This is a genomic window from Kitasatospora sp. HPM-01-4, from assembly GCF_051374625.1.
Taxonomy (GTDB): Bacteria; Actinomycetota; Actinomycetes; order Streptomycetales; family Streptomycetaceae; genus Kitasatospora.
This window is the reverse complement of the sequence record NZ_JBPQGP010000005.1, coordinates 4201917-4219149: the sequence shown is the minus strand read 5'-3', so window position 1 is coordinate 4219149 and position 17233 is coordinate 4201917. Positions and strand designations below refer to the sequence as shown.

General features: G+C 73.3%; 12 protein-coding genes and 1 tRNA gene. 8 read left to right on the top strand and 5 right to left on the bottom strand.

The window, feature by feature from the left end:
• Window positions 1-16: 16 nt before the first annotated feature.
• Window positions 17-781: an SDR family oxidoreductase gene (locus ACSMTC_RS18320; protein WP_436564729.1), complete on the top strand. Its 765-nt coding sequence runs from the start codon at window positions 17-19 to the stop codon at window positions 779-781.
• Between the two features lie 214 nt (window positions 782-995).
• Here the strand turns inward: ACSMTC_RS18320 and ACSMTC_RS18315 are convergent, their stop codons facing one another.
• On the bottom strand, window positions 996-1988 hold the full coding sequence (locus ACSMTC_RS18315; protein WP_436560771.1) for a ScbA/BarX family gamma-butyrolactone biosynthesis protein: 993 nt from the start codon (window positions 1986-1988) through the stop codon (window positions 996-998).
• A gap of 157 nt (window positions 1989-2145) precedes the next feature.
• Here ACSMTC_RS18315 and ACSMTC_RS18310 point away from each other — a divergent pair, with 157 nt between their 5' ends.
• Window positions 2146-2808: a ScbR family autoregulator-binding transcription factor gene (locus ACSMTC_RS18310; protein ID WP_436560770.1), complete on the top strand. Its 663-nt coding sequence runs from the start codon at window positions 2146-2148 to the stop codon at window positions 2806-2808.
• Window positions 2809-3087: 279 nt separating this feature from the next.
• Here ACSMTC_RS18310 and ACSMTC_RS18305 read toward each other — a convergent pair whose 3' ends face one another.
• Window positions 3088-3759 carry a ScbR family autoregulator-binding transcription factor gene (locus ACSMTC_RS18305; protein ID WP_436560769.1) on the bottom strand — a complete coding sequence of 224 codons (672 nt, stop codon included), beginning with the start codon at window positions 3757-3759 and terminating at the stop codon, window positions 3088-3090.
• Between the two features lie 324 nt (window positions 3760-4083).
• On the opposite strand from ACSMTC_RS18305, the gene ACSMTC_RS18300 reads away from it, so the two are divergent.
• Entirely contained in the window at window positions 4084-5295 is a 1212-nt protein-coding gene (locus ACSMTC_RS18300; RefSeq protein ID WP_436560768.1) for an IS701 family transposase, read from the top strand.
• A gap of 193 nt (window positions 5296-5488) precedes the next feature.
• Here ACSMTC_RS18300 and ACSMTC_RS18295 read toward each other — a convergent pair whose 3' ends face one another.
• Window positions 5489-6364 (bottom strand): shikimate dehydrogenase, encoded by an 876-nt coding sequence (locus tag ACSMTC_RS18295; protein WP_436560767.1) that lies wholly within the window; start codon window positions 6362-6364, stop codon window positions 5489-5491.
• Window positions 6365-6914: 550 nt separating this feature from the next.
• On the opposite strand from ACSMTC_RS18295, the gene ACSMTC_RS18290 reads away from it, so the two are divergent.
• Window positions 6915-8279: an FAD-binding oxidoreductase gene (locus tag ACSMTC_RS18290; RefSeq protein ID WP_436560766.1), complete on the top strand. Its 1365-nt coding sequence runs from the start codon at window positions 6915-6917 to the stop codon at window positions 8277-8279.
• A 322-nt stretch (window positions 8280-8601) separates the two neighbouring features.
• Here ACSMTC_RS18290 and ACSMTC_RS18285 read toward each other — a convergent pair whose 3' ends face one another.
• Window positions 8602-9537 (bottom strand): EamA family transporter, encoded by a 936-nt coding sequence (locus tag ACSMTC_RS18285; protein WP_436560765.1) that lies wholly within the window; start codon window positions 9535-9537, stop codon window positions 8602-8604.
• 150 nt (window positions 9538-9687) lie between these two features.
• On the opposite strand from ACSMTC_RS18285, the gene ACSMTC_RS18280 reads away from it, so the two are divergent.
• The 3 genes from ACSMTC_RS18280 to ACSMTC_RS18270 all read left to right on the top strand — a co-directional run bounded on the left by ACSMTC_RS18280 (window position 9688) and on the right by ACSMTC_RS18270 (window position 13278).
• Window positions 9688-10602, top strand: a complete 915-nt coding sequence (locus tag ACSMTC_RS18280) for a DUF1906 domain-containing protein (protein WP_436560764.1) — start codon at window positions 9688-9690, stop codon at window positions 10600-10602.
• Window positions 10603-10765: 163 nt separating this feature from the next.
• Window positions 10766-11170 carry an SSI family serine proteinase inhibitor gene (locus ACSMTC_RS18275; protein WP_436560763.1) on the top strand — a complete coding sequence of 135 codons (405 nt, stop codon included), beginning with the start codon at window positions 10766-10768 and terminating at the stop codon, window positions 11168-11170.
• Window positions 11171-11616: 446 nt separating this feature from the next.
• Window positions 11617-13278 (top strand): long-chain fatty acid--CoA ligase, encoded by a 1662-nt coding sequence (locus tag ACSMTC_RS18270; protein ID WP_436560762.1) that lies wholly within the window; start codon window positions 11617-11619, stop codon window positions 13276-13278.
• Between the two features lie 96 nt (window positions 13279-13374).
• Here ACSMTC_RS18270 and ACSMTC_RS18265 read toward each other — a convergent pair whose 3' ends face one another.
• Window positions 13375-16884, bottom strand: coding sequence for a hybrid sensor histidine kinase/response regulator (locus ACSMTC_RS18265; protein ID WP_436560761.1), 3510 nt, complete (start codon window positions 16882-16884; stop codon window positions 13375-13377).
• Between the two features lie 221 nt (window positions 16885-17105).
• On the opposite strand from ACSMTC_RS18265, the gene ACSMTC_RS18260 reads away from it, so the two are divergent.
• A tRNA-Ser gene (locus ACSMTC_RS18260) sits at window positions 17106-17199 on the top strand.
• Window positions 17200-17233 lie beyond the last annotated feature (34 nt).

Sequence of the window (17233 nt, the reverse complement as noted above, 5' to 3'; positions counted from 1 at the left end):
GGAAGGGGAGCACACCGTGGGCGCACTCGATGGGAAGACCGCTCTGGTGACCGGGGCGAGCCGGGGGATCGGCCGGGGGATCGCCCTGCGGCTGGCGAGGGACGGCGCACTGGTGGCCGTCCACTACGGCGGTAACCAGGCGGCAGCCGAGGAGACCGTCGCGCTGATCGGGAAGGAAGGTGGCCGGGCCTTCCCGATCGCCGCCGAACTGGGCGTCCCGGGGGACGTCGAGACGCTCTACGGCCGCTTCGACCAGGCGCTGGCGGAGCGCGGGGAGCGCCCCGGGCTGGACATCCTGGTCAACAACGCGGGCATCAGCGTGCCCGCCGACATCCACAAGGTGACCCCGGAGATCTTCGACCGGCTGGTCGCGGTGAACGCCAAGGCCCCGCTGTTCCTCATCCAGCAGGGCCTGTCCCGGATGCCGGACGGCGGGCGGATCGTCAACGTCTCCTCGATCGTCACCCGGATCGCCTTCCCCGAGGGTGTGGGGTACGCGATGACCAAGGGCGGGATCGAGGCGCTGACCCTGGCGCTGGCCAAGGAGCTGGGCCCGCGGGGGATCACCGTCAACGCGGTGACCCCGGGGTTCGTGGCCACCGAGATGAACGCCCACCGCCGGACGAGTCCCGAGGCCACCGCGGCCCTGGAGGCGTACTCGATGTTCAACCGGCTCGGTGAGGCCGCCGATGTGGCGGACATCGTCGCCTTCCTGGCCTCAGACGACTCCCGCTGGATCACCGGTCAGCGGATCGACGCCAGCGGCGGCAGCCGGCTCTGACTCCGGTACCGGATCGGCGCGCGGTCCATGGCCGTGCGCCGTACCGGGCCTGTCCCGGCCGTACCGATCCGCCGGTGCGCTGACTCTCCGCCGCAGCCGGTCGCCCGCCGGAACCGGTCGCCCGCCGCAGCCGGTCGCCCGCCGGAACCGGGCGGGCGCTGGGGAGGGCCGGGGTGCGTCGGGGGTTCGTCCGACGCACCGAGTGGCCGCACCGTCACACGGCGAGCGGCACCCGCGCGGCCACCGCGACGGACATGGTGAAGGCGGTCTCTCCGAACTGCTCACCGCGGACCACCAGGCGCCGGACGGAGGGGTCGCGGCTCTCCACCTCGTCGGCCACGATCCAGCAGGGCGTCTCGAACTCCACGTACTTGGTGAAGGACGTGTCGAGCGAGGTGATCATGTCCGCCTCCGGCGCCATCACCCGGGCCGCCTGACGGGCGGCCTCCATCAGCACCATGCCGGGGATGTGGTCACCCGGGTGGTCGAAGAGCACCGGGTGCCGGCTGTCGGCGCGCAGCTCCCAGCGGTTGGACAGCCCGGTCGGTGAGAGTACGACGTCGAAGCCGATCCGCCGGCCGACGAGAGCGGGCTCCACCGGTGCGGGAAGCACCGTGCCCGGCCGGGCGGTCAGGTGTTCGCCGCGTATCCGGCGGTAGATCGCCGGTCTCATGAAGGTGGCCTTGAGGTTGGCGGTGGCCACCCGGGCGCCGTCGCGCAGGAACTGCGCGTGGTAGCGGAGACCGCTCAGCATGCGGCCGCTGTAGCGCAGATCGGACGCGGTGACCAGTAGTTCCAGGTCGGCAGGCGTCCCCTTGACCTCGAGTCCGCGCAGGTCGGAGTCGAAGTGCAAAGTTTCGAGCAAGAAATTGCTGTCCATCGGTACGTTGAACTCTGCGTGAGCAAGTAAGGTACCGACCTGTCGGATGGTTTCTGCAATGAGGAGGGGGTCATGGTGAAAACCGTCAGGAGAGGTGAAGAAACTGTGGCCTCGTGGCCACTGGGCCGACGCACTGAAGTGTGTGTCGTCAAGTCGGCGCCAGCGGGTCAGCAGGACCTCGGCCACAGCGGCGCGGTGGACCAGCTCCCTGGGGACTGTGCTGCTGAAGTTCGCCGCTGGAGACGGTATCCGAGCGCTTTCGGGTCTGAACGGTGAGCTGGACAGCGCGCAGCCGGGGGCTGCGGTGATGGATTGCACGTCGATCATGTTCCCCTCCCCCGAGGATCACGAAAAGCGTGGTTCAGGGCCCCGTTGGCCCTGGCATCACAATACAGGTCAGCCGGTTTATTTGTGGAGCCCTTCGGTCCGTCAATCTTGTGTATGAAGGGCGGGGCGTAAGCAGTGGTACGACAGGAGAGTCCCGATGGCACAACAGGAGCGCGCGATCCGTACGCGCCAGATGATCTTGCAGGGGGCCGCGGAGGTCTTCGACGAGCTGGGCTATGACGCGGCCTCGATCAAGGAGATCCTGGCCCGAGTGGAGGTGACCAAGGGTGCGCTGTACTTCCACTTTCCCTCCAAGGAGGCGCTGGCCCGAGGGGTGATGCAGGAACAGACCCTGCATCTGAGGGTGGCGGAGAACGCTTCCAAACTCCAGGAGTTGGTGGACATCACCATGGCGGTCGCGCACGCGCTGCCGGAGGACGCCATCCTGAGGGCCGGCATCAGGCTCGCGGTGGAGCGCGGATCGGTGGACTTCACCGACAGCAACCCGCTGCTCGCCTGGACCGATGTGCTCGGGGCGCTGGCCGAACAGGCCAAGCAGCAGGGCGAGTTGCTGCCCCAGGTCGACCCCAGGGAGACGACCGAGATGATCGTCGGAAGCTTCAACGGCGTCACCTCGTACTCGCAGGTGGCGTCCGGGCTGGCCGACCTGGAGAAGCGGGTCTCGGTGCTGTGGCAGCACCTCCTGCCGTCGATCGCCAGGCCGTCGGTGCTGGCGCGGCTGGACACGTCGCCGGGCCGAGGGGCCCGCGCGCTGCTGCCCGAGGTCGAGTTCGAGGCCGAGGAGGCGTCGGCCGAGTAGCCGGCGGTCCAGTGGGGCGCGGCGGTCTCGGCGCCGCGCCCCGTTGTTGTGAAGTCCGGTTCGGCGCAAGGAAGATGACGGTGGCCCGGAGTGCCACCGGAGCTACCCGGGCAGGCCCGGTCCGGTCGGCGCGAGTAGCGGCGGCCCTGCATCGGGCGGCCCTGAAGCCGATGGTCCTGAAGCCGATGGTCCTGAAGTCGGCGGCCCTGAAGTCGGCGGCCCGGATGTCGGCGGCCCTGAAGTCGGCGGTCCGGATGCCGTCGGCCCGGGCGGCATCGGCTAGTCGAGCGCCGGTGAGTCGAGCTCCACCGGAAGGAGTCCGTCCGGTATGGGCTGCGACCCGGTGGCATCCAGCCGGTCGACAGCCTCAGGCGGCACCAGTGCGGGAAGGATCGTCTGCCAGAGGCGGGTGATCGCCTCGCGGTCGAGCCACCGCGTGTCCTGCCGGGCCAGCAGCTCGACGCCCGCCATGGCGGCACCGAGCAGGGTGGCCACCGCCTCCACCGGAGCCTCCGCGCGGATCTCCCGCCGGGCCGCCGCGCGCCTGAGCAGCAGCCGCATCATGTGCCCCCAGCCGGCGTGGGGCGGCGGGCAGACGGGCTTGGTCATACCGGGGTCGCTGGTCAGCCGGAGACCGGCCCTGAACACCACGTCCTGATCCAGACGGCGGGCCACCGAGTGGCACAGGTCGATCAGGTACTGGACGGTCGGGCCGCCCGGCGCGCGGGCCTCGCGGATGCTCTCGCGCAGCCCCTCCCGGGAGCCCTCCAGGACCGCCTCCGCCAGCTGCTCCTTGGAGCCGAAGTGGAAGTACAGCGCGCCCTTGGACATGCCCGAGAGCCTGGTGACGTCCCCCAGTCCGGTCATCGTGTAGCCGTCGGCGTCGAAGGAGGCGGCGGCGGCCCGCACCAGTAACCGCCTGGTGCGCTCGGCCCGTTCCTGACGGGGCATGACCTCTCCTTCGTGCTCGCGCTGGGCGGCCGGACCGCGGATGTGCGGCCGGCCGGGATGCCGCTGGGCCTGCCGTTCCGGCCCCCGGCGAACCGCCTGCGGCTGCTGGAAGGGCAGTGTGTGCACAGGAGCTTAACAAACCAACTGTGCGGTATCGAGTACTCCGGTCCGAGTCCGTTGAATCTCGGCAAGCTTCCGCTAAGGGCATTTCAAACCAACCAGTCGGTACGCTACTGTGCCTGAGACAACACCGCACACCTGGCCTCCCGGCACAGCGCCCGGAGGCGCTAGTGGACGCAATCGCCGTAGAGGGGGACGCGGGCTGTGGATCTGATCGAGAAGGATGTTTCGGACCGGATCTGGGGGGACGTGGCGGACGACTTCGTCACGGACTTCTCCCGCCGGATGCTCGCCTCACTGAAGCGCCGCGACCAGCGAGCCCGTGGGGAGTGGTACATCTCCGGGCTGCTGTCGGTCCCCGGACGGAAGTCGATGCGGGCGCTCGCCTCGGTGGCCGCCCACGGCGCGGCCGAGCAGAGCCTGCACCACTTCATCAGCGACTCCTCCTGGAGCTGGCAGGCGGTAAGACACACACTGGCCCGCCACCTGGACCGCGTGGTGCTGCCGCAGGCCTGGGTGCTGAGCTCGATGGCGGTTCCCAAGGCCGGCGCGCACTCGGTCGGTGTCGAGGAGTCCTTCCGCACCGAGCACGGGCGGGTGATCAACAGCCAGCAGGCGTACGGGGTCTGGCTCGCCAACGAGGAGACGAGCGCCCCGGTGAACTGGGGACTCTTCCTGCCCCCCGGCTGGCTGGACGACCAGGAGCGCCGCCGGCGTGCCAAGATCCCGGACGAGGTGTCCGGCGTCAGCCCCGAACTGTGCGCCGTGGAGACCCTGGTGGAGATCGCCGGCCCCGACTGGGGGCTGCGGCGCAGGCCGGCCGTGCTGGACGCCCGCGAACTGGACGCCACCGTACTGGTCAGGGAGTTCAGCCGGCGGGGCGTGCCGTTCGTGATGCGGATCGGCGGTGCCACCCGGCTGATCGGCTTCGACCCGGGGCTGCCCGGACGCGGCGACCGGCTCTTCCAGGCACAGCAGTTGACCGAGTGGGCGAAGCGGTTCGCCCGGCCGGTGGGCTGGGTGGACCCCGACTACTCGATCACCCGCTCGATCCTGGTCAGCGGAACCCGGGTGACCTTACCCGCGATCCGCCGTCCCGGCGCACCGGGAGCACCCCAGCGCGCACTGACCCTGGTCGGCGGCTGGTCCGGCGGCAAGGGGCAGCCGCCGGAGCTCTGGCTCTCCAACATGGTGGAGGTGCCGGCGGCGGCACTGCTGCGCATGGGCCGGCTCACCCGCCGGGTGGCCAAGGACTTCACCGAGATCGGCGCCAAGGTCGGCATGCGCGACTTCGAGGGGCGCAACTACGCGGGCTGGCACCGGCACACGACCCTCTGCTCGGTCGCCCACGCGATCACCGTCCTCTCCGCGGCCCGCCGCCAGGCGGCCGACAACTCCCAGGGGCTCTCCGCGTAGTGGCCGGCAGCCGACCGGCCGGAGGGCCACCAGGGGTGCGGGGCAGGGGCGCCCGACCGAGAGCCCGGGTCGGCCGGCGCCGGGCAGCGGCGATCCGCACGAGCGCGGTCGGCGGCGCCTCGGTTCCCCGCGCCGCCGACCGGGAGGGCACCCGCCCGGCGGCCGGAGTGTGCGAGGCGCCGCCCGGAGCCGTTCAGCCCGTACGGCGGGCCAGTTCGGCCCGGGCCGCCGCGCGCATGGCCTCCACCGGGACATCGCTCCGCCCCGTGATCAACTCCACCTGCCGGGCGGCCTGGTGGACCAGCAGGGACAGCCCGTCCACCACCGTGCTGCCGGTGAACCCGGCGGCCTTGGCGAGCCGGGTGGGCCAGGCCGCGGGGACCACGTCCAGTACGGCGGCCCCGGAGTGCGTGATCGCGGCCGCGTACGGGTCCGCCGCGCCGGCCGGCAGTGTCGAGATGACCAGACCGGCGGGGTGCAGCAGTTCTTCGAGGCGGTCGAAGGTGTGGATGTCCACCGCCACGCCCAGCCGTCCGGCCGCCGCCGAGGCCTCGGCCGCGTACCGGTGTTCACGGACCACCAGGCCCGGTTCCCGGATCCCGAGGTCGCGCAGCGCGGCGAGGGCGGCGGCAGCGGTGGCGCCGCCGCCCAGCACCAGGGCGGAGGCGGGGGAGTCGATCCCGGCCTCGCGCAGCGCCAGGACGATCCCGTGGACATCGGTGTTGTCACCGAAGGTCCGGCCCTGGCGGAAGACGACCGTGTTGACACCGCCGACGTCCAGGGCGAGGTCGGTGACATCGTCGATCCAGGGCAGGACGGCGCGCTTGAGCGGTTTGGCGAGCGCGAGCCCGGCCCAGGCGGTGCTCCCGGTGTCGAGCATCCCGCACAGCATCGGGTCCTCGCACTCGATCGCCTCGACCTCCCAGGCGAGGCCCATGGCCGCGTAGGCGGCCCGGTGCAGGGCGGGGGAGAGGGACTGGCCCACGGAGGAGCCGAGAACGGCCGCACGGGTCACCGCCGGGCGGGGCGGCCTCGCGCGGGCCGGCACTGCTTTGCGAGCTGTACGCATAGCCGGTGGACTCCTTTGCGGAGGCGGGGACGGGGACGGACTGGGTTCGACCCGCCATCTCCCCTGGTCGCTCTCAGCTTAGGCAGCCGGTCGCTCTGCCGAAGGCAGGCTAGTGACACGAAGTCAACTCGGCCGGACGTCCGACGGATATCGGGCCGAACTTCATCAGATCGTGCAAGGACTTCGTGGGGAGCGCCCGGTGGGACGGCCCCCCGGTGCTCTCGCGGCCCGGGCGCCGGCGGCCGCGGAGCGGTGCACGCCGGAGGGCCCGAAGCGGTGCGCCCGAGCCCGTGCGGTGGACCACCCGGGGCCGACACCCCTGTGCCACGGGCGGAAGCGAGATGATGAAGTCCCGGTGGGGCGTTTGCCGTCCGCCTCCGGGCGGACCAGGGTCGGTCAGCGGGCCGGACCCACCCGGCGGGCGCGCGTGCCGCCCGGGAGCGACACCCGGACCGCGTGGTTGCCCGGGCGAGGTGGGAGGGGCAGAGTTCGCCCCGGGCCGGGTGCCGGGCACGCATCCGGCCGGCGGACACGAGGAGCGGAGGCTGCCGTGGCAGATCTGGCGGGAAGGCTGTTGGAGGGGCTGCCCGAACGGGCCGTCGTGGTGGATCCGGATGTCACGTCCGCCTACCGCCATGACATGGCGGGATTCTGCGCGGCGGGCGAACCCGCCGTCCTGGTCCTGCCGGAGACCGTCGAACAGGTGCAGCACGTCCTCCGCACCGCGACCGAACTCCGGGTCCCCGTGGTGCCGCAGGGCGCCAGGACCGGTCTCTCCGGCGGCGCCAACGCGGTGGACGGCTGCGTCCTGCTCTCCATGGTCAGGATGGACCGGATCCTGGAGCTGGACCCGGTCAACCGGATCGCCGTCGTCCAACCCGGGGTGGTGAACGCCCGGTTGTCCCGCGCCGCCGCCGAGCACGGCCTCGCCTATCCGCCGGACCCGTCCTCCTGGGAGTCCTGCACCATCGGCGGGAACATCGGTACCGGTGCGGGCGGTCTGTGCTGTGTGAAGTACGGCGTGACCAGCGAGTACGTCCTCGGCCTCGACGTCGTGCTGCCCGACGGACGGCTGCTGAGCACCGGCCGCCGGACCGCCAAGGGGGTGGCCGGCTACGACCTGACCAGGCTGCTGGTCGGTTCGGAGGGAACCCTCGGCGTGGTGGTACAGGCCGTACTGGCCCTGAGGCCCGCGCCCGCACCGCAGTTGGCGCTGGTGGCGGAGTTCCCGAGCACGGACTCGGCCTGCGCGGCGGTCTGCGAGGTGATGGCGGCGGGGTTCGTCCCGTCCCTGCTGGAACTGATGGACTCCACCACCGTCCGGGCCGTCAACGAGATGGCGCGGATGGGACTGCCGGAGGCCACCAAGGGCCTGCTGATGGTCGCCTTCGACGGCCCGGGCAGAGCAGAGGACCTGGCCGCCGTGGCCGAGTTGTGCCGGGCGGCCGGAGCGAGCGAGGTGGTGCCGGCGGAGGACGTGGCCGAGTCCGAGCTGCTTCTCCAGGCCCGCAGGCTGGCGCTGCCCGCCCTGGAGCGGCTGGGCACCACGATGATCGACGACGTCGCGGTGCCGCGCTCCCGGATGGCCGAAATGCTGCGCGGGGTCGCCCGGATCGCCGACCGGCAGCGGCTCACCATCGGCATGGTCTGCCACGCCGGGGACGGCAACACCCACCCCGTGGTGGTCTTCGACCGCGCCGACGAGGAGGAGTCCGCCCGGGCCCTGAAGTCCTTCGACGAGATCATGGCGCTCGGCCTGGAACTCGGCGGCACCATCACCGGGGAGCACGGCGTCGGCCTGCTCAAGCGTGACTGGCTGGCGCGCGAACTGGGGCCGGTCGGGCTCGAGTTGCAGCGGCAGATCAAGGCCGTCTTCGATCCCCTCGGCATCATGAATCCCGGCAAGACCATCTGACGGCCACCGGCTCCGCCAGGTCCCATCCGGCCCGGAGGGCGGAACACCGGAGGGCGGAACACCGGAGGGCGGAACACCGGTGGGCGGTGCCGGGAACCCGGCACCGCCCACGATCACGATCACGATCACTTTCACGGACAAGCGGAACCCCGGGGCGGGCGGGTGGCCCCGGGGTGCGGGAACCCGCGCACCGCCGTGGCGGCCTTCCGGCGGCCCCGCACCGTCTCAGGGACGCGGGGCGCCGCGCGCGAAACCACGCACCTTCGCGACGGCTGGTCGCGCGGCCCCCCGCACCCCTGAAATCCCCCCGGCCGTAAGGCCCCTACCGCCGACTCGCCAGCGTCGACGCCACGCTGGCGGCCACCACACAGGCGATCCCGGCCAGTTGTGCCGCCCCCAGCACCTGGTGCAGCACCACGAGCCCGACCAGCGCGCTGACCGCCGGCTCCAGGCTCACCAGCACACTGAACACCCGCTGCGGCAGCCGCCGCAGCGCCGACATCTCCAGGGCGTACGGGATCACCGGCAGCAGCAGCGCGACCCCGGTCACGGCGAGCAGCAGCCCCCACGGGTTGTCGGCCGAGGAGAGCCCGTGCCAGGCCGGCCCGATCCCCAGCGGAAGCGTCACGAGTGCCCCGACCGTGATCGAGACCGCCAGCCCCTCGAAGCCCTTGAAGGACGCGCCGACCTTGTCGGTCAGCAGGATGTACCCGGCGTAGCAGGCCGCGGCGGCGAAGGCGAGGCCGAGCCCGACCGGGTCCAGGCCGTGCGTGCCGCCGCCCTCCCCGCCGAACAGGGTCAGCAGCGCGACCCCGCCGCCGGCCAGCAGCGCCCAGAGCAGGTGGCTGGCCCGCCGGGCGAAGGCCATCGCGACCGCCAGCGGTCCGAGGAACTCGATGGTGGCCGCCGTCCCCATCGGCAGCCGGTCCACGGCCCCGGCGAAGCACAGGGTCATGCCCGCGGAGACCATGCCGAGCAGTCCGGCCGAGGCCAGGTCGCGCCGGCTGCGGCCGCGCAGTCGCGGCCGGGTGACGGCGAGCAGGATCACCGCGGCGGCCGCCAGCCGCAGGAAGGTCGCGCCGCTGACCCCGAGCGGCCCGAAGAGCGGTTGGGAGAGCGCGATGCCGAGCTGGACGGCGAACATGGCCGTGACACAGAGCAGCGGCGCCGGGACGTTCAGACGGCGCCGCAGGGGATGGACGGGCGAGGGGCCGGGCGAGACCTGGACAGCGGTCTCACAGGTACTGGCTGTGGACATGGGAAAAGTGTGACGTAATACCCGAACAGCATCCAAACTCATTACCGCACTGTTTCTCGGTATACGGACTTCCGTCACGGTGGGGTGAACGCCGGTCACGTTCCGGCGCGGCGGACCGGGCGGATGATGACCGGTCAGTATCAAAGGACGGTGCGCTACCTCCGCCCGGCCGCGCTCGCGGCGGCCTCCCTCGTCCTGCTCCTGGCCACCGACCGCAACCTCCCGCTGCCGGCCCGGCAGGTGGTCGACACCCAGTCGGTCGCCGCGGTCGCCGGCTCGGTCGGCGGGCACCCGGCCGGACCGCCGACCGTGATCGAGGAGACCGGCCGCGGATGGGAGTCGCTGCCCAAGCGCCGCTTCTCCGGTCCCGGCTTCGACGCCTGCTCCGCCCCGCCGCTGGAGACCATGCAGCTGTGGCGGATCGCCTCCCCGTACCGCGCGGTGGGCATCTACAGCAGCGGCGGCCAGCGCGGATGCGACCAGCCCAGGCTCACGCCGGGCTGGGTGAGCGGTGTCCGTGCGATGGGCTGGGAGCTGGTGCCCACCCACGTCGGCCTCCAGGCGCCGTGCGCCAAGATCAAGAACAAGCCCAACCGGATCGACCCGGCCCGCGCCGTCCAGCAGGGCGGGGAGGAGGCCGCCGAGGCGGTGCTCAGCCTGCAGGCGCTCGGCCTCGGCCCGGGCAGCCCGGTCTACCTGGACATGGAGGCGTACCCGCCGGGCGACCGGACCTGCAGCCGGGCGGTGGTCGACTTCACCCTCGGCTGGACCCAGACGCTGCACTCCGCCGGGTACCACTCCGGCTTCTACTCCAGCGTGAACTCCGGAGTCGCCGACATCGCCGCCGCCGGCCGGGCGGGCAGTTCCCCGCTGCCCGACGTCATCTGGTACGCGCGCTGGGACGGGCGCGCCGTCACCGACGGCAAGGACGCGCCGCCCGACGACATGTGGGTGCGCCACCAGCGCATCCACCAGTACCGGGGCAGCGCCGACGAGACCTACGCGGGCGTGACCCTCAACATCGACCGCGACCAGCTGGACGGTCTGGTGGCGATGGGGCGGTAGTCCGCGTCCGACAGCTCCCACCGGGCGCCGCGTACCGTCGGACACGCCCTAGTCCTCCCGGCCGCCCGGCGCTCACTCCTTAGCGCGAACTTCCGCGCCGGGCCCACTCGTTCGCCGGAAGGGCGGCTTGGCCCCGCCGATTCCGCATGGTCGGGTGTGAGGCATGACCACCACCGCGCTCCGCAGGCTCGCCGCCTCCGCCGCCGCCGCCGTAGTCGCCGTCACCACCCTGAGCACCGCCGCCGCCCCCGCCGCCCCGGTCGCCGAGAACACCTTCTTCCAGCTCTACGTCGTACGCGACGCGGACGACACCGCCGTCGAGGACCACTTCCTCACCTGCAACCCCAACGGCGGCAGCCACCCCGATCCGGACGGTGCCTGCGCCGCCCTCGCCGCCGCCGACGGGGACATCAACCGCCTGGCCGGCGCCCCGCACCTCAGATGCCCGCACATCGAGGACCCGGTCACCGTCACCGCCTACGGCGACTGGAACGGCCAGCAGGTCACCTGGCAGAAGAGCTTCCCCGACATCTGCCAGCTGCAGCGCGCCACCACCCCGGTCTTCTGACCGCCCCGATGCCGCGCAGGGCGCCCCTCCCTCGGGGGGTGGGGCGCCCTGCGGGTCCTCGTAGCCGGTGCGCGATCAGCGCCACGCCGGCCACCGGGGCAGGCGGTGCCGGCGGCATCCCACCGTGCCGGGACCCAGGCCGCGGCCGCCGCGTGAGCCGCCAACCGGTGCGCGGCGAAAGGTGGTTGGCCGTCTCCCCACACGCCCGAGCGGCCGGCCCGGGCGGGGGCCCGGTGCGGCGACAGCCGGCGAGGGGACGCCTACGGCGCCCGCCCGCCCGGCACGATCCGGGCCCGCACCCGGGGCGCGGGTGAGCGACACGTCTCATCCCGGGCCAATCTGCTGACACCGGGACGGCGGTTCGCCAGAATCGGGCCTGGATCCCGTTTCTACTCGCCAGTAGCGGCGGGTGCGCTCGCAGCCCGGACCGGTCAAGGAGGACCCGCGTGTTCAGCACGATGCAGGACGCACCACTCACCGTCTCCCGAATCCTGGACCACGGATCCACCGTCCACGGTCGCTCGACGGTGACCACCTGGGACGGCGCCGCTCCGGTGGTCCGCACCTTCGCCGAGGTCGGGGCCAGGGCGGCCCGGCTCGCGTACGCGCTGCGCGACGAGCTCGGGGTCTCGGGCGACCAGCGGATAGGCACACTGATGTGGAACAACGCCGAGCACCTGGAGGCGTACCTGGCCGTGCCCTCGATGGGCGCGGTGCTGCACACGCTGAACCTGCGACTGCCCGCCCAGCAGCTGGCGTTCATCATCAACCACGCCGCCGACCACGCGATCATCGTCAACGGCAGCCTGCTCCCGCTGCTGGCCGGCGTGCTGCCGCAGCTCGCCCCGACGCTGAAGCACATCGTGGTGAGCGGCCAGGGCGACCTCTCGCTGCTCGCCGGCTTCGGCGGAGCCGTCCACGAGTACGAGGAGCTGATCGCCGGGCGGCCGGCCGAGTACCCGTGGCCGACCGACCTGGACGAGCGCGAGGCGGCGGCCCTCTGCTACACCTCGGGCACCACCGGCGACCCCAAGGGCGTGCTCTACAGCCACCGTTCGATCTACCTGCACTGCCTGCAGGTGAACTCCGCCGACACCTTCGCGTTGACCGGCCGCGACACCGTGCTGCCGGTGGTCCCGATGTTCCACGCGAACGCCTGGGGCGTGCCGCACGCCTCCTTCATGTCGGGCGCCGACCTGCTGATGCCGGACCGCTTCCTCCAGCCCAAGCCGCTGGCCGAGATGATCGCCAGGGTCCGGCCGACCGTCAGCGCCGCCGTCCCGACCATCTGGACCGGACTGCTGGACGAGCTCGACCGCGGCGACTACGACACCTCCTCGCTGCGCACGGTGGTCATCGGCGGCTCGGCCTGCCCGCCCTCCCTGATGCGGGCCTTCGAGGAGCGCCACGGCATCACCGTGGTGCAGGCCTGGGGCATGACCGAGACCTCCCCCCTCGGCACCTTCGCCCAGCCCCCGGCCGGGCTGACCGCCGAGCAGCAGTGGCCCTACCGGCTCACCCAGGGCCTCTTCCCGGCCTCCGTCGAGGCCCGGCTGATCGGCCCCGGCGGCGAGCGGATGCCCCACGACGGCGTCGCGGCAGGCGAGTTGGAGGTCCGGGGGCCGTGGGTCGCGGGTGCGTACTTCGGCGGCGCCGGGCAGGACCCGCAGCGGCCCGACGACAAGTTCAGCGCGGACGGCTGGCTGCGCACCGGCGACGTCGGCACCATCACCCCGGACGGTTACCTCACCCTGACCGACCGGGCCAAGGACGTCATCAAGTCCGGCGGCGAATGGATCTCCTCGATGGAGCTGGAGAACCACCTGATGGCCCACCCCGAGGTCGCCGAGGCCGCGGTGATCGCCGTCCCGGACGAGAAGTGGGGCGAGCGCCCGCTCGCCGCCGTGGTCCTGCGCGCCGGCGCCACCGTGGCCTTCCCGGCCCTGCGCGCCTTCCTCGCCGAGCGGGTCGCCTCCTGGCAGCTCCCGGAGCGCTGGGCGCTGGTGGAGTCGGTGCCCAAGACCTCGGTCGGCAAGTTCGACAAGAAGGTCGTCCGCGCCGACTACGCCGCCGACCGGCTGGACGTCACCGTCCTCGGCAAGGAGTAGGCGGACGGGCGGCCAGGGGGCGCGAAACTCCCCGCGTCCCCCGGCGCCGCCCGGTCGGTCCCGCGGCGGCGCACGGCCGCGCGGGACCGGCCGGTGCTACCGCCCCGCCGCGCTGACCTCGCCCAGCGCGCCGATCCGGGCGAGCAGGTCGACGATCCGGGACTGGACGTCCTCGCTGGTGGAGCGCTCGGCGAGGAAGAGGACCGTCTCGCCGGTGCGCAGACGGGGGAGCTCCTGCGGGTCGAGGTCCACGGAGGTGTAGACCACCAGCGGGGTGCGGTACAGGCGGTCGTTGGCGCGCAGCCAGTCGAGCAGGCCGACCCGGCGGCGGCGGATCTGGAGCAGGTCCATCACCACCAGGTTGGGCTGCATGCTGCTGGCCCGGGAGACCGCGTCGTTCTCCGAGACCGCGTGCTCGACGTGCATGCCGCGCCGCTCCAGGCTGCCGATCAGCGCCGCCGCGATGTCCGGGTCGGACTCGACCAGCAGCACCCGGGCGGCGTGGTTCTCGCTGTCGCGCGGGGCCAGCGCGCGCAGCAGCACGGCCGGGTCGGCGCCGTACGCGGCGTCCCTGGTGGCCTGGCCCAGACCGGCCGTGACCAGGACCGGGACCCGCTGGTTGAGCGCGGCCGTACGGAGCGACTGGAGTGCGGTGCGGGTGATCGGGCCGGTCAGCGGGTCCACGAACAGGGCCGCCGGGTAGCCGGAGACCTGGGCGTCGACCTCCTCACGGGAGCGGACGATCACCGGCCGGTACCCGCGGTCCTGGAGCGCGGCCTTGGTCGACGGGTCGGGCTCGGGCCAGACCAGCAGCCGGCGCGGTCCGCCGTCCGCGGCGGAGGACACCATGGTCGGGAAGTCCGGCATCGACGCGGGCACCCGGCCCGCCTCCTCGGCGCTGGAACGGGCCAGCTCGGCCACCGGGCGCGGAGGCGTACGCGGCTCGACGGGCGCCGGCGTGTCAGGGGAACTCACCGGCGCGGGCAGCGCCGGACGCGCGCCATCCGTCGCGGGGCCCTGCGACTGCGGCGCGGACTGCACCGGGGCCTGGCCCGGCGCGGGGGGCACCTGCGCGAAGGCCTGCGGAAAGGCCGAGGCGAAGCCGCCGAGCGGACGCGGCGGCGCCAGCTCGCCCAGTCCACTGCCCACCGGCTGGGCCTGACCGGCGCCGGGCCGCTGCTCCGGAGTCTGCTGCCCGGGCGCCTGGCCGGTGTCCCGCTGCTCTGCCGAGGCCGACGGACCGGCAGCCGCCGGGGCGTTCTGCTGCCCGAACGGCACCGGGAGCGCGGACTGCCCGGCCGCCCCGGCGCCCTGCTGCCCGAACGGCACGGGAAGGCCGGGCCGCTCACCCGGGGCACCCGGGGCCGCGGGGGCCGTGGTCGGGGCGGTGGGGGCGGGTTCGATCGCGATCGGCCGGCCTGGTTCCGTACCCGAGCCGACCGGGGCCGTCGGCGGGGTCCCGGGCTGCGCCGGGATGGCCAGCCTGCGGCGGCGCCCGGTGGGGGCCGGTGGCGCGGCCGGCGCCGGCGGCGTGGGCGGGGTCGCGGGCAGGGCGTGCTCAAGGCCCGGGTACAGCGGCGTACCGGGGTCGGGTACGCCGGGCAGGGACAGCGCCGCCGAGGGCTCCTCGCTCGCGGGCACCCCGCGCCGACGGCGGCCCGTCCGGCCCGGCTCCTCCGCGGCCGGTGCGGCCTCAACCGGTGCCGCGGGTGCCGCCGTGTCGTCGTCGGCGGCACCGGGTGCCGTATCGGCGGCGGGCCCGCCGGGCCCCAGCGCGATCGGGCCGCGCGCGCCGCTGCCGGCCGCGCGGCTCTCCCTGCCGTCGTCGGCACCGGAAGCGCGTTCGGTGTCCCGGGCCGCCGTACGGTCCTCGGCACCCGAGGCCGCGCGGGATTCCGCCGAGCCGGCACCGTCGTCCGCATCCGGGCGCGCGCCCGCCTCGGAACCCTCGGCGCCGCCGCCCGGCGCGGGCGGGACGTCCGGCAGGTCGGGCAGCATCGCGGTGTCGGTCTCCCTGGGGACGCTCCGGCCCCCGTCGGCGGCCGACTTGGCGGCCGCACGAGCGACCGCCGCAGGGTCCAGCGGCAGTTCGACCACGTAGGTCGTCCCGGCCCGGCCGGGCAGTTCGTGCCGCTGCAGTACGCCGCCGTGCCGTTCGACGGTGCTGCGCGCGATCGGCAGGTGCACCGGGCTGCTGGCGCGTGCGGGGCCGCGCACCTCGATCCGGGCCACCTCGCCGCGCTGTGCGGCCGCCAGTACCACCATCGGCGAGTCGCCGCCCGCCGGCGGCAGCGCGGACGCTGCGTGCTGCCCGTCGCCGCCCTCGTCGTCCGCCCCCGCGGCGACCGGGTGCCCGATCCCGCTGACGTCGGCCACCAGATGGGCCAGCGCACGCGCGAAGTGCTCCCGGTCGGCGGTGACCTCGACGGCGGCGGCGTGCACCGAGTACCGGACCCGCCCCGGCCCGACCAGGTCGCCGGCCAGTTCGACCGCCCGCTGGACGACCTTGTCCAGGCCGACCGACGTGCGCTCCAGCGTCTGCTTCCCGGCCTCGACGTCGCGCTCGAACTTCTGGTGTGTCAGCACCCCGTCTATCAGCGTGCCGAAACGCCGGCACTCGTCGGCGAGCCGCCGCAGCGTCCAGTTGGCCTCGGGCCAGAGCTGTCCGGCCGGGTCGGCCGCCAGTGCGTCGATCCGGCGGTGGAGGGCGGTGAGCGCGCTGCCGAGCTCGCCCTCCAGGACCGCCGTGAGGTGCTCGTTGCGGGCGATCAGGGCCAGTTCCCCGGTCCGGTCGGTGAAGGTCATCACCGCGCCGACCAGCTGATCGCCGTCCCGGACCGGTGCGGTGGTGAGGTCCACCGTCACCGGGGTGCCGTCCTTGCGCCAGAGCACGGCGCCGCGCACCCGGTGCTTGCGGCCGGAGACCAGGGTGTCCAGCAGTGCCGAGCCCTCCAGGGCCAGCGGGCTGCCGTCCGCCTGGGAGTGCTGGATCAGCGGGTGCAGTTCGCGGCCGCCGAGCTCGCTGGCCCGGTAGTCGAGGATGTGCGCGGCGGCCGGGTTCACCAGGACCACCCGGCCGTCCAGGTCCACGCCGAGCACGCCCTCGGCGGCGGCCCGCAGGATCATCTCGGTCTGCTTGTGCTGCCGCCGCAGCTCGGCCTCGACACCGAGCCGGGTGGAGAGGTCCCGGACCAGGAGCAGCAGCAGGTCGCGGCTGGCGGAGGGGTCCCGGTACGGCTCGAAGCCGTACGCCGCGCCCGCGCCGCCGCTGCCCGTGCCGTCGTCGGTGAAGTCGTTGCCGGAGACCTCGACGGGGAAGGTGGTGCCGTCGGTCCGCCGTGCGGTCATCCGGACCGGGTGGTCCAGGCCCTCGGGTTCGGCGGCGGCCGGGCGCATCGAGCCGGGGATCCGGCTGGGGTCGAACTCGGGCAGCAGGTCGAGCAGCCCGCGTCCGACCAGCGAGGTGCCGGGGGCCTGCATGGCCTGCACCGCGGCCTTGTTGGCGTCCACGACCGTGCCGTTGCTGTTGACCAGCAGCAGTGCGTCGGGCAGGGCGTCGAGTATCGCGGCGAGGCGAGCAGCGCCTCGGATCGGCCTGCTGCTCACGTCGACAGGTCTCCTCACGGCTTTCGTCACTGACGGCGGTGCCGTCGCAGCGTACGACTCGCGGCTCGCACTCTCCTCGGGGGGCTGAAGTATCTCATTCTTCTTTGCGCTCTGGATGACCCGCCTAGTAACGTAAGCGGTGGTTGGTGTCGGAGCCCCCGGCTGTGGCATCATCGCATTCGCACGGAGTGCATCCGGTCCGCCGGAGCAGTCCATGTGGAGGAGGCTTCGCCTAGTCCGGTCTATGGCGCCGCACTGCTAATGCGGTTTCGGGGTTATTCCTGATCGAGGGTTCAAATCCCTCAGCCTCCGCCATCCGAAGGGCCCCGTCGGCAGTACGCCGGCGGGG

Bases quoted from the DNA above. Each gene is read 5' to 3' on its own strand.
- ACSMTC_RS18295 (WP_436560767.1), bottom strand. From the start codon at position 6,364: ATGCGTACAGCTCGCAAAGCAGTGCCGGCCCGCGCGAGGCCGCCCCGC.
- ACSMTC_RS18305 (WP_436560769.1), bottom strand. From the start codon at position 3,759: ATGCCCCGTCAGGAACGGGCCGAGCGCACCAGGCGGTTACTGGTGCGG.
- ACSMTC_RS18275 (WP_436560763.1), top strand. From the start codon at position 10,766: ATGACCACCACCGCGCTCCGCAGGCTCGCCGCCTCCGCCGCCGCCGCC.
- ACSMTC_RS18285 (WP_436560765.1), bottom strand. From the start codon at position 9,537: ATGTCCACAGCCAGTACCTGTGAGACCGCTGTCCAGGTCTCGCCCGGC.
- ACSMTC_RS18310 (WP_436560770.1), top strand. From the start codon at position 2,146: ATGGCACAACAGGAGCGCGCGATCCGTACGCGCCAGATGATCTTGCAG.
- ACSMTC_RS18315 (WP_436560771.1), bottom strand. From the start codon at position 1,988: ATGATCGACGTGCAATCCATCACCGCAGCCCCCGGCTGCGCGCTGTCC.